This is a genomic window from Arthrobacter sp. THG-b23 (assembly GCF_059091265.1).
The window spans coordinates 137,626-159,031 of sequence record NZ_JBNHGM010000003.1; the positions used below are offsets into that span (position 1 = coordinate 137,626).

22 protein-coding genes are annotated in these 21,406 nt (G+C 68.0%); 13 read left to right on the top strand and 9 right to left on the bottom strand.

Annotated features, from left to right (window positions below; genetic code table 11):
• Window positions 1-19: 19 nt before the first annotated feature.
• Together AC5RVD_RS07500 and AC5RVD_RS07505 are read left to right on the top strand one after the other, a co-directional pair.
• Entirely contained in the window at window positions 20-541 is a 522-nt protein-coding gene (locus AC5RVD_RS07500) for a MarR family winged helix-turn-helix transcriptional regulator (RefSeq protein WP_494111754.1), read from the top strand.
• Window positions 522-1,226: a hypothetical protein gene (locus tag AC5RVD_RS07505; RefSeq protein WP_494111753.1), complete on the top strand. Its 705-nt coding sequence runs from the start codon at window positions 522-524 to the stop codon at window positions 1,224-1,226. Before AC5RVD_RS07500 ends, AC5RVD_RS07505 begins: the two co-directional genes overlap by 20 nt.
• 98 nt (window positions 1,227-1,324) lie before the next feature.
• Here the strand turns inward: AC5RVD_RS07505 and AC5RVD_RS07510 are convergent, their stop codons facing one another.
• The 4 genes from AC5RVD_RS07510 to AC5RVD_RS07525 all read right to left on the bottom strand — a co-directional run bounded on the left by AC5RVD_RS07510 (window position 1,325) and on the right by AC5RVD_RS07525 (window position 6,279).
• Window positions 1,325-2,230, bottom strand: a complete 906-nt coding sequence (locus AC5RVD_RS07510; RefSeq protein WP_494126542.1) for a macrolide 2'-phosphotransferase — start codon at window positions 2,228-2,230, stop codon at window positions 1,325-1,327.
• Between the two features lie 181 nt (window positions 2,231-2,411).
• Entirely contained in the window at window positions 2,412-3,953 is a 1,542-nt protein-coding gene (locus AC5RVD_RS07515) for an APC family permease (protein WP_494126543.1), read from the bottom strand.
• A gap of 2 nt (window positions 3,954-3,955) precedes the next feature.
• Window positions 3,956-4,879 (bottom strand): universal stress protein, encoded by a 924-nt coding sequence (locus AC5RVD_RS07520; RefSeq protein ID WP_494126544.1) that lies wholly within the window; start codon window positions 4,877-4,879, stop codon window positions 3,956-3,958.
• A gap of 2 nt (window positions 4,880-4,881) precedes the next feature.
• A complete protein-coding gene (locus tag AC5RVD_RS07525) occupies window positions 4,882-6,279 on the bottom strand; it encodes a flavin monoamine oxidase family protein (RefSeq protein ID WP_494126545.1) in 1,398 nt (465 codons plus the stop codon).
• Between the two features lie 188 nt (window positions 6,280-6,467).
• Here AC5RVD_RS07525 and AC5RVD_RS07530 point away from each other — a divergent pair, with 188 nt between their 5' ends.
• From AC5RVD_RS07530 to AC5RVD_RS07575, 10 genes are all read left to right on the top strand, one after another.
• Window positions 6,468-7,166 (top strand): TetR/AcrR family transcriptional regulator C-terminal domain-containing protein, encoded by a 699-nt coding sequence (locus tag AC5RVD_RS07530; protein ID WP_494111748.1) that lies wholly within the window; start codon window positions 6,468-6,470, stop codon window positions 7,164-7,166.
• Between the two features lie 343 nt (window positions 7,167-7,509).
• Entirely contained in the window at window positions 7,510-7,740 is a 231-nt protein-coding gene (locus AC5RVD_RS07535) for a Flp family type IVb pilin (protein WP_494126546.1), read from the top strand.
• Between the two features lie 97 nt (window positions 7,741-7,837).
• A complete protein-coding gene (locus AC5RVD_RS07540) occupies window positions 7,838-8,242 on the top strand; it encodes a TadE/TadG family type IV pilus assembly protein (protein WP_494126547.1) in 405 nt (134 codons plus the stop codon).
• Window positions 8,230-9,255 carry a pilus assembly protein TadG-related protein gene (locus tag AC5RVD_RS07545; RefSeq protein WP_494126548.1) on the top strand — a complete coding sequence of 342 codons (1,026 nt, stop codon included), beginning with the start codon at window positions 8,230-8,232 and terminating at the stop codon, window positions 9,253-9,255. The genes AC5RVD_RS07540 and AC5RVD_RS07545 overlap by 13 nt, the downstream gene beginning before the upstream one ends.
• An 11-nt stretch (window positions 9,256-9,266) precedes the next feature.
• Entirely contained in the window at window positions 9,267-9,983 is a 717-nt protein-coding gene (gene cpaB, locus AC5RVD_RS07550) for a Flp pilus assembly protein CpaB (protein ID WP_494126549.1), read from the top strand.
• Entirely contained in the window at window positions 9,980-11,173 is a 1,194-nt protein-coding gene (locus AC5RVD_RS07555; RefSeq protein ID WP_494126550.1) for a CpaE/TadZ family protein, read from the top strand. The genes cpaB and AC5RVD_RS07555 overlap by 4 nt, the downstream gene beginning before the upstream one ends.
• A gap of 2 nt (window positions 11,174-11,175) precedes the next feature.
• Window positions 11,176-12,720, top strand: coding sequence for a TadA family conjugal transfer-associated ATPase (locus AC5RVD_RS07560; RefSeq protein ID WP_494126551.1), 1,545 nt, complete (start codon window positions 11,176-11,178; stop codon window positions 12,718-12,720).
• Complete coding sequence (locus AC5RVD_RS07565; RefSeq protein ID WP_494111741.1) at window positions 12,717-13,652, top strand: type II secretion system F family protein; 936 nt, start codon at window positions 12,717-12,719, stop codon at window positions 13,650-13,652. The genes AC5RVD_RS07560 and AC5RVD_RS07565 overlap by 4 nt, the downstream gene beginning before the upstream one ends.
• A 30-nt stretch (window positions 13,653-13,682) precedes the next feature.
• A complete protein-coding gene (locus tag AC5RVD_RS07570) occupies window positions 13,683-14,564 on the top strand; it encodes a type II secretion system F family protein (protein ID WP_494122528.1) in 882 nt (293 codons plus the stop codon).
• A gap of 175 nt (window positions 14,565-14,739) precedes the next feature.
• Entirely contained in the window at window positions 14,740-15,171 is a 432-nt protein-coding gene (locus AC5RVD_RS07575; RefSeq protein WP_494126552.1) for an Hpt domain-containing protein, read from the top strand.
• On the opposite strand, the gene AC5RVD_RS07580 is transcribed toward AC5RVD_RS07575, so the two are convergent.
• Window positions 15,122-15,892 carry a response regulator transcription factor gene (locus AC5RVD_RS07580; RefSeq protein ID WP_494126553.1) on the bottom strand — a complete coding sequence of 257 codons (771 nt, stop codon included), beginning with the start codon at window positions 15,890-15,892 and terminating at the stop codon, window positions 15,122-15,124. The genes AC5RVD_RS07575 and AC5RVD_RS07580 overlap by 50 nt on opposite strands.
• A 218-nt stretch (window positions 15,893-16,110) precedes the next feature.
• Between AC5RVD_RS07580 and AC5RVD_RS07585 the strand changes: the two genes are divergently transcribed.
• Window positions 16,111-16,752: a prepilin peptidase gene (locus tag AC5RVD_RS07585; RefSeq protein WP_494126554.1), complete on the top strand. Its 642-nt coding sequence runs from the start codon at window positions 16,111-16,113 to the stop codon at window positions 16,750-16,752.
• A gap of 6 nt (window positions 16,753-16,758) precedes the next feature.
• On the opposite strand, the gene AC5RVD_RS07590 is transcribed toward AC5RVD_RS07585, so the two are convergent.
• The 4 genes from AC5RVD_RS07590 to AC5RVD_RS07605 form a co-directional block, all read right to left on the bottom strand.
• Window positions 16,759-17,979, bottom strand: a complete 1,221-nt coding sequence (locus AC5RVD_RS07590) for a galactokinase (protein WP_494111736.1) — start codon at window positions 17,977-17,979, stop codon at window positions 16,759-16,761.
• Window positions 17,976-19,154, bottom strand: a complete 1,179-nt coding sequence (gene galT / locus AC5RVD_RS07595; protein WP_494126739.1) for a galactose-1-phosphate uridylyltransferase — start codon at window positions 19,152-19,154, stop codon at window positions 17,976-17,978. Before galT ends, AC5RVD_RS07590 begins: the two co-directional genes overlap by 4 nt.
• A 76-nt stretch (window positions 19,155-19,230) precedes the next feature.
• Window positions 19,231-19,608, bottom strand: a complete 378-nt coding sequence (locus AC5RVD_RS07600; protein WP_494111735.1) for a TraR/DksA family transcriptional regulator — start codon at window positions 19,606-19,608, stop codon at window positions 19,231-19,233.
• A gap of 174 nt (window positions 19,609-19,782) precedes the next feature.
• Entirely contained in the window at window positions 19,783-21,294 is a 1,512-nt protein-coding gene (locus AC5RVD_RS07605) for a SulP family inorganic anion transporter (RefSeq protein ID WP_494126555.1), read from the bottom strand.
• Window positions 21,295-21,406: the final 112 nt, after the last annotated feature.

A 21,406-nucleotide genomic window follows, 5' to 3' on the forward strand; every position in this document is an offset into this window, starting at 1 on the left:
AAACGGGTAAACTTGGACCATGCCATCCAGCTCCCGCAGACAGCCCGATCCGGGCGTCATGATCCGTGACGCCGTGGCTCAAGTGGTGCGCTGGGCGTCCCATGCGGAGACGCGGAAACAGCTGTTCGATCCGCGCGAGGTGGGCCTGACGCCCACCGACGTGGCCTTGCTCGAGTACATCGACGACAACGGCCCCGTCCGGGTCTCCGAACTGGCCACGCAGCAGGGCGTGGACAAATCCACCATGACGCCCCAAGTCCGCCGCTTGGAGGACAAAGGGCTGGTGGACAAGCAGGCCGATCCGGACGACGGCCGGGCCACCCTGCTGACGGCGTCCACGGCCGGACGGCGGATGCACCGGAACATCGGCAAGGCCGGCGCGGCCGTCGTCGATGAAATCCTGGCGGATTGGTCCGCCGAAGACCGCGAAACTTTCGCCCAACTCTTTACCCGCTTCGCCGAGCAATTGCTGCGCGGCGACGCATCCCCCCGAAGCGACTCAGAAAGGAACACGACCGGCGATGTCATCGAAGGCTCTTGAGCAAGGTGGCAAACACGATCTGCACACGCTTTCTACACGGTTGACCGCCACCCGGCAGCTGCTGACACAGAAAGTACGTACCGCCGGTTTGCTGTTCCCGCTGCTGACTCTGGCCGGCACTGCGGTGTTCTGGTCCATCGTCTGGCTGCTGGACACCGCACCTGTCCACGCCCTCTCTCCGGTCAACGCGCTGCTGCGGATCTACGGCACTGGCATCGCGGTCATCGCCACGATGGTCATCGTCGGTGCCTCCGTCTGGCTGATCGTCAAGCGGCTGGGCTACGCCGACAGGTTCGCCGAGGTTTTGTTCGAGTATCCCGAAGACATCGGGCCGGTTCCGGCCGTGCCCGGCAGCCTGGCACCGAACGCGACTGCCCCGGCGTCGGGCAGCAGCATAGCGCCGGTGGCCGGCAGCGGCCTTGCTGCGCTGCCCGCAGCGACTCCCCGGCTGCAGCTTGAAGCCGCAAACAACGACGGCGGGGCGCGGCCGATGTCCGCACTCGCTGCGCCGGCGGCAGGCGACGCCTCTGCCATGCACAGCGCCCGAACAGCGGCGGCACCGCGCGGTGAAAAGCCCGGCGTCGCCAGATTCCGGGCGGCCGGCGCCGCAGCGACAACGACCTGCACCGCCCCTCCGCTGGCCAAGGGCAATCCGCTCAAGAAGGGCAAAGGCCGCAGGAAATAGCGGCCCCACATTCCAATGGCCGGCGTCAGCGAACGGGCGCCGGCCATTATTCTTGCCCGACGGCAGCTCCTGCCCGGGCGAAGCTTTGCCGTTGCCGGTCAGCCCCCGGAGGGGTCCAACTGGGCGGCAGCTGCCGCCTGGTGGTCCGGGTCGCCGGTGGCAATCGCATACAACCCGTAGTTGATGGGACCGGCCGACACCAGTTCGGCACAGTGCTCGGCCAGCCGCGGAGGCACCCGGCCGCCCTCGTCCCGGAAAGCCCGCACGGTCAGTTCGAACGCCTCGGGCGTGGACATCATGCAGTGCAGGCTGAAGTCCAGCGCCGGGTCCCCCACCTTGGCCGTCGTCCAGTCCAGCACCGACCGGATCTCCGCGTTCTCGTCCAGCAGCAGATGGGCCGGGTATAGCTCACCGTGGCTGAAAGCGGTGAAGTCCGGCCAATAGCTGTCGTCGTCCAGCCAGGCTTCCCACCGTCGCATCAGGTCCGCCGCCACCCGGAACTCCGAGCTCACTTTGGCCAGGTTGGTTCGCATCTCCTGACGCACCTCGGCGGCGGTGAACGCCGGGATGCCGGCCTGGCGCGCCTCGTCCGGGCTGATGCGCTGCAGGTGGGCGATCAAGCGACCCAACGACGCGCAGTAGGCCGGCGACTCGCGGTCGAAGTGCCAGACGGGTTCCCCGTCCTCAAGCGTCAAGCCCGGCTCGCCCGGCAGCTCCGGATAGGCAACCAAGCTGCGGTTCCGAATCCGCCAGTCCGGCACGGCGGCGGAAATCCTGTTCTTGACCAGGTTCAGGATCTTGGCCTCGTCAGTTATCTTCGATGAGACGTCGGGCCGCCGCGGAATCCTGAGCACCCACCTCTTGCCGTCGTCGGCGGTCGCATAGGCCACCAGGTAGTCCAGCCCTGCCTCGTTGAACCTGACGGACTTTGGATCGATGGTCAGCCCGTTTTGTGAGGCGAGGTCGGCGACGGAGTCCGGTGTGTAGTCGTGCGCTGCGCTCATGGGTACCTCCAGTCGACTTTGTGCCACTGTAGCCACCAGCCCGAGCCGAGGCCATGACCGCCGCAGCGCCTGCCGCGCCGTCGCCGCCGCAAGCACTGCGGAAAGCACGACGGCGGTGCCCGCCCCGCCTTGGGGGAGGCACCGCCGTCGACGGTTCCTACAGGATGGCTGTCCTCTTCGCTTAGCCGCGGTCCGCCAGGTCGTCGGCTGCCACTCCCCTGCGCAGGGTCGCGCCGCGGAAGAACTCCGGGTTGCGCCGATACATGAGCACCATCAGCACCGCCCCGAGCAGGATCACGCCGCAGCCGAGCACGAACACCAGGCCCAGTCCGCCGATCGACGAACCGGAACCGTAGGCAGGGTCCATCGAGTCCACGGCCGTCTGCACGAACATCACCAGCAGGATGACGCCTCCCAACAGCGGCGCCAGGAACTTGAGCCCGAATCCGCGCAGCGAGGCAAAGGCATCGGCCCGGAAGTACCAGACGCACGCCAAAGCGGTGACGCCGTAGTAGAAGCAGATCATCATGCCCAGCGCGGTGATGGTGTCCCACAGCGCGTTCTCGGACATCACCCGGGTGACGGTGTAGAAGCCGCCGGCCGCCACTGCTGCGGCGACGGTGGCGTAGCTGGGCGACTTGTACTTCGGGCTGATCGTGCCGTATCCGGCCGGCAGCGCCCGGTAGTGGCCCATGGCGAGCATGGTCCGGGCGGGCGAGACGAAGGTGGACTGAAGCGACGCCGCCGAACTGCTCAGCACGGCCAGGGACATCAGGATGGCGAACGGTCCCATCACCGGGCCGGCGAGCGTGGCGAAGATGCTCTCCTGGTTCTCCGGATTGCCGGCGCCCAGGCCTTCGGTGCCCACGCCCGCGTAAGCCAGCACGGCCAGTGCCACGGTCATGTAGATCACGACGATGACCATGATGGTTGCCGCGGCGGCACGGCCCGGAGTCTTCTCCGGGTCCTTCGTCTCCTCGTTCATGGTGAGGGTGACGTCCCAGCCCCAGAAGATGAAGATGGACAGCGAGATGCCGGCAGCGAAGGCCGAGAAGGACTCGACGCCGAACGGGTTGAACCAGTCGGCCGAGATCTCCAGCGCGTCGAACGCCGTGCCGCCCGCCACGTGGCCGAAGGCAGCCACGGCGAACCAAACGAGCACCACCACCTGGAAGGCCACCAGCACATACTGGAAGGTCTTGGTGGTTTCCATGCCGCGGTACGAGATCCAGCAGGCCAGCCCGATGAAGATCCAGGTCGTGGCGATGTTCAGCGGCAGGTTGTTGGTCAGGTCGGCAAGCGCTGCGTTGCCGGTGAGCTGGGCGAGCATCAGGTAGAAAAAGTCGACCGCCACCGCCGCCAGGTTGGAGAGCACGATCACCGTTGCGGCGATCAGCCCCCAGCCGCCCATCCAGCCCACCCAGGGACCGAAGGCACGGGTGGCCCAGGTGAAGGACGTGCCGGAATCAGGCATGGCGTTGTTCAGCTCGCGGTAGCCGAGGGCCACCAGCAGCATCGGAATGAAGCCCACCAGGAAAATCGCGGGCAGGTGCACGCCGACCTCGGCGATGGTGGGGCCGAGCGCCCCGGTCAGCGTATACGCCGGGGCGATGCAGGAGACGCCGATGACGACGGCGCCGAGCAGGCCGACCGAACCCGATTTCAGGCCCTTCCGGCTCAGGCCGCCCGCGGTGCTCCCGGCATTGGTGATGGTACTGGTCATGGTCATGCCTCCTTGCGGCCGGCGCCGTCGGAATGTTCAGGGCCCTTGGGCTGACCCGGATCGTCGGTAAGTTGTGCGGCGCCCACGTAGCCGCGCGGGACCACCAGCATGGGAACCGGCAGCGCCCGCAGCACCTTGCTGGCCGTCGCCCCGAGGAACATGCGGTTGTGCGGCGCCAGCCGGCTGGAGCCGATCAGCATCACTTCGCCTTCGTCCCACTCCAGCGCGTCGATGGCGTCTTCGATCGAACGGCCTTCAGCGACGCCGGCGGTCACCCGGCCGGGCAGCACAGCTTCTGCCTGTGCCAGCCGTTCCTTCACGTGCGCTTCGGCACGGACTATCGCGTCCGCGTCGGAGGAATCCAGCGGCACCAGCGAGAGCAGCCGCAGGTCCAGGCCCCGCCGATGGCCGGCGTTCACGGCAACCTGCATGACCTCGTCCGACCCCACCCGGTTGCCGATGCCCACCGTCATCCGCGAGACGGGTTCGGTGCGCCGGTAGCCGCGCGGCGCCAACGCCACGGGGACCGTGGACGCGTGGAGCAGTCCGCTGGCGACGGTGCCGACGCTGAAGCGGCGGAAAACACTGTTGCGCCCGGCGCCGATCACGATCAGCGCCGCGCCGAATTCCTCGGCGGCGGCAATCAGCCCCTCGGCGTTGGAATCGGCGGGGCGAACATGGGCGCGGGCCGGAACGTCGTCGGGCACCATCTCGAGCCCCTCGGCCAGCCACTGCTGGATCTGTTCGGAGAGAATCCCGCCGAAGCCGGATTCCGGCCGCGGATAGGCGCCCGAGTAGGGCGAGGATTCGGGCAGCACCATGACCAGGTCGAGGCTGCCGCCCTGCCGGCGGGCCAGCGCCGTCGCGAGGTTGACCGCTTCGCGTCCGCTGTCCGTGGCGGTGTAGGCAACAACATAGCGTCGCATGCCTAGCCCTTCCGGCCGGCGGCAGGGACGAGTTCACCGGCGTCGGCCGCGTGTGCTTCGAGGATGCGGGCGGCAGTCCCGCGGCCCATCCGCACTGCGCCGTCCACGTGCTGGTAGCCGGCGCCGGCCAGGTCGGAACAGGACCAATAAATCGGTCCCACCGGAGTCGACTGGTCCTTGCCGTAGCGTGACAGGCCGCCCAGATCGTAGCTGGAGGCGTAGGCGCCGCGGGTCCATTCCTCGGATCCCCAGTCCGACTCGTAGTACACCACCGGATCCAGCGCGGCCGGGCCCAGGTAGTCGGCAATGGAGGAGAGGATTGCGGCCTTCCGCTCCCCCGCGCTGAGTTCGAACATCGCGTCGGCCTTCTCATCGCTCACGAAGCCGACCAGGGTACCGCGGGAGTCGCCGTAGTTGGTGTTGTCGTAAACCTCCTGGACCACCGAGTTGGCGCCGAAGCACGTTCCCGAGAGGCCGTCGGCCCGCCAGAACGGCGTCTCGTAGACGGCGTGGACCTTGATCACCAGGCCCAGCGACTGGTGCTGGTGCATCTGGTGCTGCCGGCGCGGCAGCGGCGGTTCGTAGGAGACGCGCGAATACAGGTTCGGCGGCACGGCCATCACGGCGTAGCGGGCCTCGACGGTGACACCGTCCGCGGTGGCGGTCACGCCGTCGTCGTTCCAGCGCAGCGCGCGGACGGGGGCGTTGAGCACAACGTCGTCGCCCAGCTCTGCCGCCAGGCGCACGGAGACCTCCTGCATGCCGCCCACCACGCGCTTGTCCAGGATGAACTCGTCGTCCACGAGGTTGCTGAACGAGCCGGCGGACGCGGCCATCAGCACCGCCTGCAGCACCGAGAACGAGTGCGCCGGCTTGGTCAGCATGCCGCCGGCCACGAACAGGCCGATGTTGTTGCAGGCTTCCTCGTCCGCGGACTGCTGGCGCAGCCACTGGTCGAAGGAGATGGTGTCCAACTCGCGGGCCTTCGGGTGCGCCCACGGTTCCTCGGCGCCGACCTCCGCGGCCAGGGCGTCCAGCAGCCCGATCAGCCGGTTCATCTCGGACTCCGTGGAGGCGCTGACCGGGAACATGGCGCCGGTGTAGCGCTTGGCTTCGCCCGTGGCGTCCAGGTAGATGCTCTCGCCGTCGCGGTAGCGGCTGTAGGTCTCCAGCCCCAGCTCATCCAGCAGTTCCAGCAGGGCCGTCTGGTCCGGCGAAACCCACTGCCCGCCGATCTCGAGCATGGCTCCGTCCACCACATCGGTCCAGGTGCGGCCGCCCACGCGGTCACGCGCCTCCAACACGGCCACGGACATTCCGGCCCGCTTCAGGTCCCGCGCCGCGGTCAGCCCGGAGGGCCCGGCGCCGATGACTACTACGTCCCGCTTCAACTTGCTCACTGTGTTCCACTCCCATTCGTGCCGTGGCGGTCCGGTCGCATGAGTGCCTAGCCCCGCCCGCTTAAATGAATGTCATTCATTTAGCCACAACACTGTAACCCGTGCCACAGCCTTTTGAAAACCGTTGCGTAGGATGGCCCTACAGGCCGCACCGCCGCGGCCCGCACGGCCGAGGGAAGAAGGAGCCCGTGGTAACAGCACGCCCAGCGGGCGAGGACGCCTCCGTCCGTAACGGGAACCGCCCCGCCGGCCGCCCCGTGCAGAAACTGCTGTCCAAGGAACTGATGACGACGGCGGCGCTCGGCCTGATCGAATCGCGCGGCTATGAAGGGCTCACCATGTCGGCCCTGGCGCGCAGCCTCGGCGTCGCCCCCTCCGCGCTTTACAACCACGTGGCGTCGAAGCACGATGTCCTGCTGCTCCTTCAGGACCACGTGATGGCTGGCGTGGACGTGAGCGTGTTTTCCGACCTGGCGTGGGCGGACGCCGTGCGCCGCTGGGCCTGGTCCTACCGCGACGCTTTCACCCACCACGCCCCGCTGATTCCCGTGATCGCGGTGCTGCCCGTCACCGGCGCCCCGCACACGCTGGCCATGTACGAGGCCGTCACCGCCGGCTTCCTGAAGGCCGGCTGGCCGGAGCCGCAGGTCGTGCCGGCCATCGTGGCTTTGGAGTCCTTCATCTTCGGTTCGGCCTTCGACGTGACCGCGCCGGCGGACATCTTCGAATCGGGCGAGCTCGCCGCGGCCAACCCGGCCTTCACCTCCGCCGTGCGGTCGCAGGAAGCCGGCCCCGCCGGCTCGGCTGCCGACGCGGCCTTCCGGCTGGGCCTCGAGGCCCTGATCGCCGGCCTGGAGATGCAGCTCGAGGCTGCCCGGTCCGCCTGACCCCTGGTTGATTCCCCCGTTGCTGCGGGAAGTCCCTAGGGCCTGTGCGCCGGCCGTCGTGGGTTTTTCGGCGGCCGGCGTCGGCCTTTCGACGGGCCGACATGCATCTTGTGCGCGGACGGAGGAGGTCCCTGGTGCCGGACCTTTCCGCAGGAAAAACCATTAAACCGCAGCAAAAGTGCATCGTTTACCCAGCCGGGGAAGCATTCCCCGGCAGGTGTCGCAGGATAGGCAAAAGCCAGCCGTTTCGGGGCTTTCGGCTTGCTAATTTTCTTGAAGAGCTGGCGAGGTGCCAGCCGGCCGCTGGCCAGGATGCCAGCGATTCAATCGCACAGGAGTTCTCATGCTTTCCATCATCGCCACCCTTCAGACCCTCGGTTTCACCGTGAAGAACCGCCTCCAGCGCGAGGAGACCGGCGCCACCGCCGTCGAATACGCCCTCATGGTAGGCCTCATCGCCGTCGTCCTCATCGGCGGCCTGACCATCTTCGGCCCGCAGCTCAGCACGTTCTTTAGCGGCCTCGCCGGCCAGCTGGGCATCGTGAAGGCCCCCACCACGACCGGTGGTGTCTAAGCCCGGTTTCTGACCACGCTTATTCAGCCCCTCACGATCCGGGACGGCCGCTTAGGGTGGCCGTCCCGGGCCACGAAATCCCGAAAGAACAAAAGACATGAAGCGGATGACATCGGAACGCGGAGCGGCAGCAGTCGAGTTCGCCCTGGTCTTGCCGGTTCTGTTGTTGCTGCTGCTGGGGATCGTCGAGTTCGGACGCGTCTACAACGCCCAGATGCAGCTCACCGCAGCGGCACGGGACGGGGCGCGCGTGATGACCATCAACGGCACGGCCTCCAGCGCAGCGGACTCCCGGGCGGCAGTGATCGCCTCGGCCCCCGCGCTGGCGCCGACCATCACGGCCGACCAGATCACCATCGCGGTCAGCCCCGCCAACACCGGCGCCTGCGCGCCGGGATCGGTCGCCACCGTCACCGTGGCCTACCCCATGAATTTTCTGTCCGGCCTCTTCGGGGCCAGCATCACCTTGACCGGCAAAGGAGTCATGCAGTGCAGCGTCTGAGCGACGAACGCGGCGCCACCGCCGTCACCACCGCCCTGTTCATGGTGGTCCTGCTCGGCATGGCCGCCGTCGTCGTGGACATTGGGGCGCTGTACTTCGAGCGCGCCCAGCTGAAGAACGGCGCCGACGCCGGCGCGCTGGCTGTCGCGCAGAACTGCGCGGCAGGCCACTGCGATGCGGACTTCACGGCCCTCGCCTCGTCGCTCGCCAGCCAGAACGCGAACGACAGCCTGGCCAACGCCAGCGTCCAAGTGGACCCTGCCGCTGCCACCGCCACCGTCACCACCACCACGCGGTCTTCCGACGGTCACTTCCTGGCCCAACACTTCGCGCCCATCCTCGGCCTGGACGACTCCGCCTCCATCACCACCGAATCCCGGGCCCGCTGGGGATCCCCCGTCGCCGGCAAATCCGTCCTCCCCATCGCCATTTCCTACTGCCAGTTCGTGGGCATGCTCGATGGCGGCCTGCAGCGGGTGGAATTCAACCCGAACGGGCAGACACCTGCTGGATGTTCCAGCTCAACGGTTCCGGGCAGCACGGGGGCGGCCTACACGATTCCGGGAGGCTTCGGCTGGCTGAAGCAAGATCCGGCCAGTCCGTGCCAAGCCAAGATCAACCTCGGCGCGACCGGCCTTCCGGGCTTCCCCGTCGATCCTGAAGTCGCCAGCGATTCGGGTAACGACGTGCCGTCCTCCTGCAAGCAAACCAACATGCTGCAGCAGATTGCCGGCACCACCGTCCTGCTGCCGCTATATGACAGAGTCGGCGGCCAGGGGACGAATGGCTGGTATCACATCATCGGGTTCGCGGCCTTCAAGGTCGTCGGCTGGAACTTCAGCAGCACGTCCCACAACAACCTCAGCCCGGCCTCGGTGCAGTGCACCGGCAACTGCCGGGCACTCATCGGCGAGTTCGAAACTTTCGTGACGCTCGACGCCGGCGAACAAGACTTCATCTTCGGCGGCGCCAACAACACCTTCGGCGCCTCCCTCGTCACGCTTGTCCATTAGGAGCACCGTCGGTGAAAAAGAGAATCATAGGCGCCCTGGCGGCCCTGCTGATGGCCGTCGTCGGAACCATAATGGTCCTCGCCTACATCGGCAGCGCCGATCAGCGCGCCCTAGCCGGCACCGAGACGGTGGAGGTCCTGGTGGTGGCCAAGGATGTGCCGGCCGGCACGCCCGCCGAAGAGCTCGGCGCGTACGTTGCGACCGAACTGGTTCCGGCCAAGGTCGCCGCGGACGGGGTAGTAACGGACATGCAGAAGCTGGCCGGAAAGGTCGCCACCGTCGATCTGCTGGCTGGCGAACAGCTGCTGGCCGCCCGCTTCGCCCCACCCGCGGACCTGCAGGAACCGGGAACCGTCGCGGTCCCGAAGGGCATGCAAGAGCTCTCCATCTCCCTTGAGCCGGCTCGCGTGGTTGGCGGGCAGTTGAAGGCCGGAGACACCGTGGGCGTCTTCATCTCCATGGAAGGCCCCGGCGACGCCAAGGGCGTCACACACTTGGAGCTGCATAAGGTCCTGGTCACCCGGGTCCAGGGCGTGGCGGTCGCCGCCGAGTCCGGCGATGCCACCGTCCCCGCCAACAACGTGCTGGTCACCCTGGCGGTCATGGCACCGGACGCCGAAAAGATCGTGTATGCCCAGGAGTACGCCCGCACCTGGCTCTCGAAGGAACCGGCCGACGCCAGCGAAAAGGGAACGCGCCTGGTGGACAGGGACGAGGTCTACAAATGAGCCGCTACGTACTGGTCGGCACAGACGCCGACTTCGAACAACGCTTCGCCGCCGCCGCCGTAGGTTCGCTGGCCGGCCATACCCAGCTGTGGAACGGGGCGGGCCTCCCCACCGAACCCAACGATGTCTTCGCCGTGCTGTCCAACCCGCAACTCGTGGATGCGGTGGTGCTTGGCCCCGGGCTGGCCCCCGGGCAGGCGTTGGACCTGGCGGCCGAGTTCGAATCGCAGCGGCCCGAGGTTTCGGTGCTCCTGGTCGCGGGGCCGAGCCCCGACGTCGTGCTGGCCGCCATGCGCGCCGGCATCCGCGACGTCGTGGATCCCGGCGCGGATGTCCGCGATATCGCGGCGCTGCTGCACCGTGCGGTTCGCAGCGCCAATCACCGCCGGCACAGCGTTCCCTCGTCCGACGGCCAGGCCGCGAACGGCCGCGTGATCGCCGTCGTCTCGCCCAAGGGCGGCGCCGGAAAGACCACGGTGGCGACCAACCTCGCCGTCGGGCTGGCTGCGGCCTCGGAGCAGCAGACCGTCATCGTCGACCTCGACCTGCAGTTCGGCGACGTGGCCAGCGCGCTCTGCCTGGAGCCGGAGCATTCGCTGGTCGACGCCGTGCAGCCCAACGCGCAGAAAGACAGCATTGTGCTCAAGTCTTTCCTGGCCCGGCACCCCAGCGGGCTGTATGCGCTGTGCGCGCCGCCGTCGCCGGCCGATGCCGATCAGGTCACGGGCGAGCAGGTATCGCTGCTGCTGGACCAACTGGCCGCGCAGTACGCGCACGTCGTCATCGACACGTCCCCAGGGCTGTCGGAGCACACGCTGGCGGCGCTGGACCGTGCCACGGACTATATCTTCGTGGGCGGCATGGACGTTCCCAGCATCCGCGGTCTCCGAAAGGAGCTCGAAATCCTGCGCGAGCTGGGCATGGAACCGCTCACCCGCCACATCGTGTTGAACGGGGCGGATCCGCGCGACGGCCTCACCCGCCGCGATGCGGAGACCACCCTCGGCTGCAAAGTCGACGACGTCATCCCGGACACCCGCGCGGTCCGGATTTCCACCAACCAAGGCGTGCCGGTGCTCGAAAGCGCCCCGCGCGATCCTGCGGCCCGCGCCTTGCACAAGGTGGTGGACCGCTTTGCCCCCGCCCCGGCCGGCCTGCTCAAGCGCCGCGGCCGCCACCGAAGAGGATAGCCATGAACCTTGCCCAACGGCTTCAGGCAGTGCACGGCACCGCCCCTACAGCTCCCCCCGCCCGTCATCAGGCGGCAGCGCAGGCCGCAACCGCCACGGTGGCTGCGCCGGCACCGGCTGCTTCCGGCTCCGCTGCTCCGGCGGTGCGTGTGACGGCTGCGGCGGCGGCGTCCTCCTCCGCCGTGGCCGCTGCGCAGCCGGCCGCCGCCGGCCGCACCGCTCCCCCGGCGGCCCAGCCCCCGGCGCAGGATGCTCTGTCCAAGATGAAGGAACGTGCCAGCACGGTCCTGTTCGAACGCATGGGATCGCGGCTGCTGGATTCCTCCCTGGACGAGGACAAGCTGCATCTCGTGGTGCAGCAGGAACTTGCCAAGGTGGTGGAGGAAGAAGAAAACTCTCTCAGCCACCAGGAGCGCCAGCGGCTGATCCGTGAAGTCAGCGACGACGTGCTCGGCTATGGTCCGCTGCAGCCGCTGCTGGAAGATCCGGACGTCTCCGAAATCATGGTGAACGGACCCGACATGATCTATGTGGAGCACAAGGGCAAGCTGTCGCGCAGCACAGCACGGTTCCTGTCCGAGGAACAGCTGCGCCGCGTCATTGAACGCATCGTCTCCCGGGTCGGCCGCCGAATCGACGAATCGTCGCCGCTCGTCGACGCCCGCTTGGCCGACGGTTCCCGCGTGAACGCGGTCATTCCGCCGCTGGCAGTCAACGGGTCCTCCCTGACCATCCGGAAGTTTGCCGCCGACCCGTTTCAGGTCCAGGACCTCATTGGCTTCGGCACACTTTCACCGGAGATGGCCGCGTTGTTGGACGCCTGCGTCCGGTCACGGCTGAACATCATCGTGTCCGGCGGTACCGGCACCGGAAAGACGACCCTGCTGAATGTGCTCTCCTCCTTCATTCCGGCCGGCGAGCGCATTGTCACCATCGAAGACGCCGTGGAACTGCAACTGCAGCAGGACCACGTGGTCCGGCTGGAAAGCCGCCCGACCAACATCGAGGGCAAGGGCGCGATCACCATCCGCGACCTCGTCCGCAACTCGCTGCGCATGCGCCCGGACCGGATCGTGGTGGGCGAGGTCCGCGGCGGAGAAACCCTGGACATGCTCCAGGCCATGAACACCGGCCACGACGGATCGCTGTCCACCGTGCATTCGAACTCCCCCAGGGACGCCATCGCGCGCCTGGAAACCTTGGTGCTGATGGCTGGGATGGATCTGCCCCTGCGGGCGATCCGGGAACAGATCGCCTCCGCGGTGGACGTCATTGTGCAACTGACCCGCCTGCGAGACGGTACGCGCCGAGTCACGCATGTGACCGAGGTACAGGGCATGGAAGGCGACATTGTGACGCTGCAGGACGCCTTCGTCTTCGACTACAGCGCCGGAGTGGATGCCGGCGGCAGATTCCTGGGCAAACCCGTTCCAACCGGGGTTCGTCCCCGGTTTACCGACAGGTTCCGGGAATTGGGCATCGACCTGCCGGCCGACATCTTCGAGCCGGCCACCGGCCCATTGCGGACCTCGGCGGCCGCACGATGACCCCGGCGGTCCTGGTTGCCGGGATGCTGTTCTGCTACGGTTCCCTGGCCCTGCTGGTGACAGCGGTGTTCGGCACGCGATCCTTGCGGCTTCCGGCGTCCCGCCGCGGTACCGCGGAACGCGGCTCACGGCTCAGTGATGTGGCCGCCCGCTCCACCGCTGCCATCGAACGGCTCCTGGCCCGCCGCCGGCAAGCCCCGGCGATAGCCGGAGCCCTCGAAGCCGCCGGGTTGAAGCTCAGCCCCGCGGAACTGGTGGTGCTGGTTCTGTCCGGCGCAGCAGTCAGCGCGGCCCTCGGGCTCATGCTCGCGGGACCCGCAGCCGCCCTGCTCCTGGCTGTTGCAGCCCCTGCCGTCGCAAAAGCGGTCCTGGCTTTCCGGGCCGGCCGGCGCCGGACGGCCTTCGCCGACCAGCTCGACGACACGCTCCAACTGCTGGCCAGCGGCCTGCGTGCCGGCCACAGCCTGCTGCGGGCGGTGGATGCGGTCTCCGCCGAGTCGGCGGCCCCGACGTCCGAAGAGCTCCGTCGGGTGGTCAACGAAACGAGGCTGGGCCGCGACCTCGGTGAGTCGCTGCACGATACCGCCGACAGGATGGGCAGCGAAGACTTCCACTGGGTGGCTCAGGCCATAGACATCCATCGCGAGGTAGGCGGCAACCTTGCCGAGGTCCTTGACCAGGTGGGCCAGACGATCAGGGAGCGCTCCCAAATCCGGGGACAGGTCAAGGCGCTCAGCGCCGAAGGGCGGATCTCCGCCTTGGTCCTGATGGTCCTGCCCTTTGGCCTCAGCGGGTTCCTGTTCGTGTCCAGCCCCGGCTATCTGGACAGCTTCACCCAGAGCCCGCTCGGTTTTTCCCTGCTGGCGGCGGCGGCAGCCCTGCTCATCGCGGGCGGGCTGTGGATGCGCAAAGTCGTCAGCTTCAAGTTCTAAGTTCCGCACCGTTAGTAAAGGAGTCCGCCGATGCCGCTGACTATTATGGTGGCTGCCGCAGCCCTGGTGCTGTCGCTCCCGCTGTTTGCCTGGTCCCTGGTGGGCGGCAAGAATCCCCAGCACGAGGCCATTCGGGCCAATTTGTCCCGTGGCCTGGCCGGGCCGCGCGCGGTCAAACGCAAACGCCGGCGCCGGTTCGAGGCGCTGGCCAGCCGGTTCACGCCCGCCACCTTTGCCCAGCGTTTGGAACGCCAGCTTGCGCTGGCCGGACGTCCCGAGGCCTGGCCGCTGAAGCGGCTCATGGCGGCGAAGATCGTACTTGCCGTGGCAGGCATCGTACTCGGGCTCCTGTACGTGGCCGCCACATCCGCAGGGTCCAGCGTCCTGCTGGCCATCGTCGTCGCCGTCGTCGCTTACTGCCTCCCCGATCTTCTGCTGCACAGCGCGGGGCAGAAACGCCAGGCAAAGATCAGCGAAGAACTGCCGGACACGCTGGACCAGATGACCATCGCAGTGGAGGCCGGCCTGGGTTTCGACGCGGCGGTCGCCCGGGTAGGAGCGAACGGTTCCGGCCCGCTGGCCGCCGAACTGATCCGCGTCCTGCAGGACATGCAGGTGGGCCGCTCGCGCCGCGAGGCCTACGACTCCCTGGCCGGCAGGACCACGTCGAAGGACCTGCAGCAGTTCGTTCGCGCCGTCATCCAGGCGGACGCCTATGGCGTGTCCGTCTCCGGCGTGCTCCGCACGCAGGCGGCCGAGATGCGCGTCAAGCGGCGCCAGCGCGCCGAGGAAAAGGCCATGCAGATCCCGGTCAAGGTAGTCTTCCCGCTGATGTTCTGCATTCTTCCGGTGCTTTTTATCGCGTTGCTCGGCCCTGCGGCATTGAACATCATCGCCACCCTTGGCGGCTGACCGAGGACCGGCACGCCGGCAACCACAGCAATACCGCAACATTAGCCAAAGAAACCGGAAAACCGGCAGACCCACCCGCCATCGGAAAGTAGTCTCGAACCATGCCCACCCCATCCACCCACTGTGCACTGGCCGGCCTGGTCCCGGCCGGGACCCGTCCCCCGCGGCGCGTGCCATGATGGCCGCTGACCAGCACCAGGTCCTGCCGCTGGTTGACCCCGCGGTAGTGGAAGACCTTGGCGACGGTTTGGCCGACCACGGCATCGCGCGCGGATTGGTCCAGGACTTTTCCGAAGCGTGGCCGGAACGGTTCAGCTGCTTGGAGACCGCGTTGGAAAGCCAAGACCGGACCGATTCCCTGGATGCGGTCCTCAGCCTGAAGACCGCCTCGATCATGGTGGGCGCCAGTCAATTGGCCTGGCTGTCCGGCAAGGTCGAGGCTCATGTTCGGGCGGCGGAATTCGCGGAGGCAACCGCCCTGCTTGCTCTCATCCATCAATGCGGTACGGCCACGGTCAGCGAAATGCAGGGAATGAAGGCCGAAGGAGGAGCACCCGCTACACCGAGCGCTCCGGCGCCAGCCGATAACCGATTCCCCGCACCGTAACGAGCCAGCGGGGGCGGTGCGGATCTTCCTTCAGTTTGCGCCGCAGATTACCCACGTGGACTTCGATCGCCCGCTCATCGGCTTCACTGATATAGGCGTCTTCGGGGTAATAGTCCCCGCGCACTACCTTGACGAGTTCGGCCTTCGAGCGGACGGCCCCCGAACTGCGCAGCATTTCCTGAAGCACGTTGAACTCGCTCCTGGTCAGACGCAGTTCCTCACCCTCGCGAGACGCCGTGCGCCGGTCCGAATCAAGGAGGAGCCCATTATGCTCGAGGATTCTGCTGTCGGCGGGCGGGGCCGCAGGTAGCGGCGGCGCGTTTGCCAGGGTGGTTTCCAGCGGATGGGGAGTGCGGGGCCGGCGCATCATCGCCTGGATCCTGGCCCGCAGCTCACGGGGACGGAACGGTTTTGTCATGTAGTCGTCCGCACCAAGCTGCAACGCCGTGAGCGTGTCGAGTTCTTCGTTCCTGCTGGTGAGCATCACGATGTAGCAGTTGCTGAATTGGCGGATCCGCCGGAGCACTTCGAAGCCGTCGATGTCCGGCAGCGAGATGTCCAAGGTGACTACGGTGGTTATACGTTGTCGCACGGCACGGATACCTTCCCGCCCGCTCGCGGCTGCCTGCACGTCGAATCCTGATTGCAGGAGGACGGCGCTCACAAGATTGCGGATGTCCACGTCGTCTTCTATCACTACGGCCGCACCTGGGTCACTCATGCTGCATCTCCTCCCTGCACGGTCCGCGTCGGGCTCATGCCCGAAGGCCTGTCCGGCCTCTGCAGAAGCCCGGATCTCTGATACTCCTAGAGGTTAATCGATTAGTTCTGCTTTGAGCCTATGTCGGGCAGCGATGTGATGAAAGGGTGACCAACGATCCGAAGAGCCGAGGGACATGAAGGAACAAGGGCTCTGGCCTGTGGACGGTGCCGGTGCCGGTGCCGGTGACCATGTTGCTGGCACTCGTCCTGACCGCCGCCGGAGCCCTTGCCGGCTGGTGCGTCTTCGCGCTCGCCCGCCGGGAGGAGCGCACATCCCTGCCCGCTGGGTGGCGCGGACCGATGGCCGCCGCCACCGGCGTACTGTGCGGCCTTCTCGCCCCGTCCCGGGAAGCCGCTGAGCTGCCGGCCTTCGGCCTTCTGGCTGTCCTCGGCGTGCTGCTGGCCGCCATTGACCTGCGGCACAAGTTGCTGCCCAATCGCGTGGTCCTTCCGTTCCTGGGGGCGGCCTTGGCGCTGCTGCTCCTGCCCGCCTTCACCGATTCAGCGTGGCAGCCGGTTTTGGCCGGGGTGCTCGGCTCGTTGGCGATGTTTGCCGCCTATCTGCTGGCGGCCCTGATCAAGCCCGGCGGCATCGGAATGGGAGACGTAAAACTTGCCGCCGTGGTGGGCCTGTTTGCCGGCTATGACGGGGTAGCGGCGTGGGTGGCCGTCCTGCTGGGGGCGTTCCTGCTGAACGCCGCGGTCATCGTCCTGCTGATGCTGGCCCGCGTGCTCAAGCGGGATTCGGACATCCCTTTCGGCCCGTCCATGATTGCCGCCACGCTTGCGGTCTCGCTGGCCGGTCCGCTGGCCGGATAGTCCGGCCTACAGCAGGCGGCGTGCTCCGTCGGCCGGCAACACGGTGAACAGCTCGGGCCGGCGGAATCCCTGCGCGGTGAAGGCGTGCAGCACAGCCTCCTGCACCGGGGCTGTTTCGCCGGAGGGAATTAGGGCGATGGCTGAACCGCCGAAACCGCCGCCGGTCATGCGGGCGCCCAGGGCGCCGTTCGCCCGCGCAGTGTCCACGGCCAGGTCAAGCTCGGGGCAGGAGATTTCGAAGTCGTCGCGCATGGAGACATGGCTGGCGTCCAGCAGTCGGCCGATGGCCGCTGGGCCGGCGGAGCGCAGCGCCTCCACGGTGGCCAGGACGCGGTCGTTCTCGGTCACGATATGCCGGGCGCGGCGAAAGGTCTCGTCGTCGAGCAACTGCTGTGCCTCCCCCAGCCGACTGGCCGGAAGGTCGCGGAGCAGCGGAACATCCAGCGCTTTCGCTGCGCGCACGCATGAGTCGCGCCGGCTGGCGTAGTCCCCGGTAGCGTGCGCGTGGGAGACCTTGGTATCCATCACCAGGCACACCAGGCCCGCAGCCTCGAGGTCCAGCGGCACCAGTTCCACCGCTTCGCTGCGGCAGTCCAGAAACACCGCGGATCCGGCCGCCCCGAACAGGGAGGCGTACTGGTCCATGATGCCGGTGGGCGCACCGACCACCTCGTTCTCCGCGCGTCGGCCGGCCGCCGCCAGCCCGGCCCGATCCGGCTCCGTGCGAACCAGCCCCGTCGGATTCGGCCCGGTACGATCCAGCCCCGCTTCCGCCCGCCGATCTCCGGCCAGTTCGGCCAGGCCAAGGGCCACCGCGCATTCCAGCGCAGCAGACGAGGACAATCCGGCGCCGACCGGAACTTCCGAGTCCACCAGCAGGTCGAAACCGGGCAGGCGTACTCCCGCCTGCTCCAGCGCCCAGGCCACGCCCAGCGGGTACGCCGACCAGCCGGAAACCGCGCCCGGTCCGAGATCATCCAGCCCGACCTCCACCGCCTCGGCCCCCGGCAGGGCCGAGGCCACCCGAACGGTGCGGTCGCCGCGCACGGCGAGCGCCGCCGTCGTGATCTTGTCGATGGCGAAGGGCAGCACGAAGCCGCCGTTGTAATCGGTGTGTTCGCCGATCAGATTGGCCCGTCCGGGCCCCGCCCACACCCCGTCCGGGCCGCGGCCGAACCGTGCGGCGAAGGCATCGGCGGTGCGTGCGGCCAATGCTTCGGCGGTCACGGGGCGTCGCCGCCGGCGGCCACGGCGTCCTCGGTCGCTTCACCCGCTGCGCGCGTCCCGTCCAGCCCTTCGTTGCCTGCTCTCGGGGTCCGCCCCGGATCCGCCTCCCGCAGCGCGGCGGCCACCTGCTCCGGCAGCGTGTCGTTGATGAAGGCGCCCATCGCGGCCTCGGAGCCCGCCAGGTACTTCAACTTGTCGGCGGCCCGGCGCGGCGAGGTCAGCTGCAGGTGCAGGTAGCCCGCTTCACGCAGCGCCCGGGCGACCGGCGCCTGATGCCAGGCAGCGATGTACGGGGTGGGACTGTCGTAGAGCGCGTCGAACCGGCCCAGCAGCTGCGGGTACAACTCCGCCAGTTCGTCCCGCTCCGCACCCGTGAGCCCGGCGAGGTCCGCGACCTGCCGGTGCGGCACCAGGTGCACCTCCAGCGGCCAGCGCGCCGCGAACGGCACGTAGGCGCTGAAGTGCTCGCCTTCCAGCACCATCCGGGAGCCGGCGGAGCGCTCGCCGGCGAGCACCGCCCCGGTGAGGGTCTGCCGCCCGCCGGAGGCCTCGAAGTGTTTCTGTGCGGCCGCCGCCATGACTGCCCCGCGCGGCGGCAGGTAGGAGTAGGCGTAGATCTGCCCGTGCGGATGGTGCAGCGTCACGCCGATCTGCGCGCCGCGGTTTTCGAAGCAGAAGACCTGCGCAATCCCGTTCATCGCGCTGAGCGCGGCGGTCCGGTGCGCCCACGCGTCGATCACGGTGCGCACTCGGCGGGTGTCCAGCCCGGAGAACGAACCGGTATGCGCCGAGGTGAAGGAGACCACCTCGCAGCGCCCGCCGGCGGTGTAGGCGCTGCCCCACTCCGGGTCCTCGGGCGTTGCCAGCAGGTCCGGCCCGAGCGACGGAAACCGGTTCTCGAACACGGCCACGTCATAGTCCGCCGCCGGGATTTCGGAGGCGTAGTCCGGCGTGCTCGGGCACAGCGGGCACGCGTCCGCCGGCGGCAGATACGTGCGGGTCTGCCGGTGCGCGGCCAGCGCCACCCACTCCCCCGTCAGCACGTCGTAGCGCAGCTCCCCCACCGGCGGCCGCTCCGGCAGGTCCCGGGTGTCCTGCGAAGCCCGCGGGACCGGCCGCGCACCGTCGTCGAAATACAGCAGTTCCCGGCCGTCCGCCAGCCGGGTGCCGGTCACCGCGGTTACGGGGTCTCCGTCCGGAACAACGACGGCGGTGCCCGCCCCGTGCGTGGCACGATCCACTTTGGTTCGCTCAGGCACGGCGCTGCTTCGCGGCGCAGGTCACGCAATATTGTGCTTCCGGCCGGATCTCCAGGCGTTCGCGCGGGATGGGGTTGCCGCACGAGGCGCACGTGCCATAGGTGCCGGCCGCCAGCCGGGCCCGTGCGGCGGCGATGTCCGCCAGCGCCTTTTCCGTGCTGACCAGCAGCGCCACTTCGCGCGCCCGTTCAAGCGTGGCCGTCGAGCCCTCGGGGTCGTGTTCGTCGTCGGCCGGGACGTCCCGGGTCGCGGCCGTGACTTCGGCAATGTCGACCGTGAGGCGCTCCACCTGGGCGCGGTCCGACGCCTCGCGGGCGTCCAGCAGCGCGGCGAAGTGCTCCACATCGTCGTGGGTCAGGCTGTCGCTCATGTGTGCCTCCCGTCGGCTGGTCGGTCCGGCAGGTGCGGACCGGAGTGCCCCCAGACTACGCCGTTGCCGCGGTACATGGGGTGGACCGCCCACCACGGGACACTGGCGACCACGGGAGGCTGCCGGCTGCGGCGGCGGGCAGGCAGCCGGTGCGGCCGCGGCCGGGCGACCGGGTCAGCCGTTGAGCTTGCCTGCCATCCGCTCGCGCATGGTGACACTCGCCGAGTTGAGCCCAATGATCCGCACGTCCTTGCCGTGGCTGTGGTACTTCTCGGTGATCGCATCCAGTGCCGCCACGGTGGAGGCGTCCCACAGGTGCGAGGCGTGCATGTCGATGACGACCTTGTCCGGGTCGTGTGCGTACTGGAACTGCGTGTAAAGGTCGTTCGAGGACGCGAAGAACAGCTCGCCGTCGACCACGTAGGTGGCCGTTTCCTCGCCGTTCAGTTCCAACACCGTCCGCTCCACGGTCACCAGATGCGACACCCGGTTGGCGAACAGCACCATGGCCGTCAGCACGCCGAGGCCGACGCCGATGGCCAGGTTGTTCGTGGCGACCGTGGCGACGACGGTGACCAGCATGACGGCGGTCTCGCTCTTCGGCATCATCTTCAGGGTCGAGGGCTTGATGCTGTGCCAGTCGAACGTCGCCCAAGACACGAAGATCATCACGGCCACCAGGGCCGCCATCGGGATCAGCGCCACGATGTCCCCGAGGGCCACCACGAGGATGAGCAGGAACAGCCCCGCGAGGAAGGTGGAGATGCGGGTGCGGGCCCCGGAGGCTTTGACGTTGATCATGGTCTGGCCGATCATCGCGCAGCCGCCCATGCCGCCGAAGAAGCCGGTAATGATGTTCGCCGCGCCCTGGCCCCAGGATTCGCGGGTCTTGTTGGAGCGGGTGTCCGTGACGTCGTCGACCAGCTTGACCGTCATCAGCGATTCGAGCAGCCCCACGAACGCCATCGCCAAGGCATACGGGAAGATCACTTCCAGGGTATCCAGGGTCAGCGGTACACCCGGGAAGAACAGTGTGGGCAGGCTGTCCGGCAGCTCTCCCTTGTCGCCCACGGTCGGTACGGCCACGGAGGCGAACACCGTGATCAGCGTCAGCACCACTATGGCCACCAAGGGCGCGGGCACCACGTTGCTCAGCTTCGGAAGACCAAAAACAATCGCCAGCGCCAGCGCGGTCAGCGGATACACCAGCCACGGAACACCCAGCAGTTCAGGCACCTGTGCCATGAAGATCAGGATGGCCAACGCGTTGACGAATCCCACCATCACCTGCCGCGGGATGAATCGCATCAGCTTCGCCACGCCAAGCACCGCGAGCAGCACTTGGAACACGCCGGCCAGGATGACCGCCGCCACCAGATAGTCCAGGCCGTGGCTGTCCACCAGCGGGGCGATCACCAGCGCCACCGCGCCGGTGGCAGCGGAAATCATCGCCGGGCGGCCGCCCAGGAACGCGATTGAGACCGCCATGGTGAAGGAGGCGAACAGCCCGACGCGCGGGTCCACGCCGGCGATGATCGAGAACGCAATGGCTTCGGGGATCAGGGCCAGGGCGACCACCAGCCCGCCGAGCACTTCCGTCTTCAGCAGCCGCGGCGACTTGAGGGTGCGCAGCACGGACTGGCGCTCCTCGGGAGTCAGCTCAGGACGGGCGGTCGCGGTGGACACGATGGGGCTCCGATCATCTTGTGTGGGGATACCGGCCAATTCTACCGGCGGCCCCTGTCCCGCCCGGCCGCTGCTGCCGCGGTCCCTGCCGATCACCCCTGCCCGCGTCGGT

Coding starts and splice junctions, on each gene's coding strand:
- AC5RVD_RS07560 (WP_494126551.1), top strand. CDS start 11,176: ATGAACCTTGCCCAACGGCTTCAGGCAGTGCACGGCACCGCCCCTACA.
- AC5RVD_RS07505 (WP_494111753.1), top strand. CDS start 522: ATGTCATCGAAGGCTCTTGAGCAAGGTGGCAAACACGATCTGCACACG.
- AC5RVD_RS07600 (WP_494111735.1), bottom strand. CDS start 19,608: ATGAGCGACAGCCTGACCCACGACGATGTGGAGCACTTCGCCGCGCTG.
- AC5RVD_RS07555 (WP_494126550.1), top strand. CDS start 9,980: ATGAGCCGCTACGTACTGGTCGGCACAGACGCCGACTTCGAACAACGC.
- AC5RVD_RS07515 (WP_494126543.1), bottom strand. CDS start 3,953: ATGACCAGTACCATCACCAATGCCGGGAGCACCGCGGGCGGCCTGAGC.
- AC5RVD_RS07510 (WP_494126542.1), bottom strand. CDS start 2,230: ATGAGCGCAGCGCACGACTACACACCGGACTCCGTCGCCGACCTCGCC.
- AC5RVD_RS07535 (WP_494126546.1), top strand. CDS start 7,510: ATGCTTTCCATCATCGCCACCCTTCAGACCCTCGGTTTCACCGTGAAG.
- AC5RVD_RS07540 (WP_494126547.1), top strand. CDS start 7,838: ATGAAGCGGATGACATCGGAACGCGGAGCGGCAGCAGTCGAGTTCGCC.
- AC5RVD_RS07575 (WP_494126552.1), top strand. CDS start 14,740: ATGATGGCCGCTGACCAGCACCAGGTCCTGCCGCTGGTTGACCCCGCG.
- AC5RVD_RS07500 (WP_494111754.1), top strand. CDS start 20: ATGCCATCCAGCTCCCGCAGACAGCCCGATCCGGGCGTCATGATCCGT.
- AC5RVD_RS07570 (WP_494122528.1), top strand. CDS start 13,683: ATGCCGCTGACTATTATGGTGGCTGCCGCAGCCCTGGTGCTGTCGCTC.
- AC5RVD_RS07580 (WP_494126553.1), bottom strand. CDS start 15,892: ATGAGTGACCCAGGTGCGGCCGTAGTGATAGAAGACGACGTGGACATC.
- AC5RVD_RS07520 (WP_494126544.1), bottom strand. CDS start 4,879: ATGCGACGCTATGTTGTTGCCTACACCGCCACGGACAGCGGACGCGAA.
- AC5RVD_RS07565 (WP_494111741.1), top strand. CDS start 12,717: ATGACCCCGGCGGTCCTGGTTGCCGGGATGCTGTTCTGCTACGGTTCC.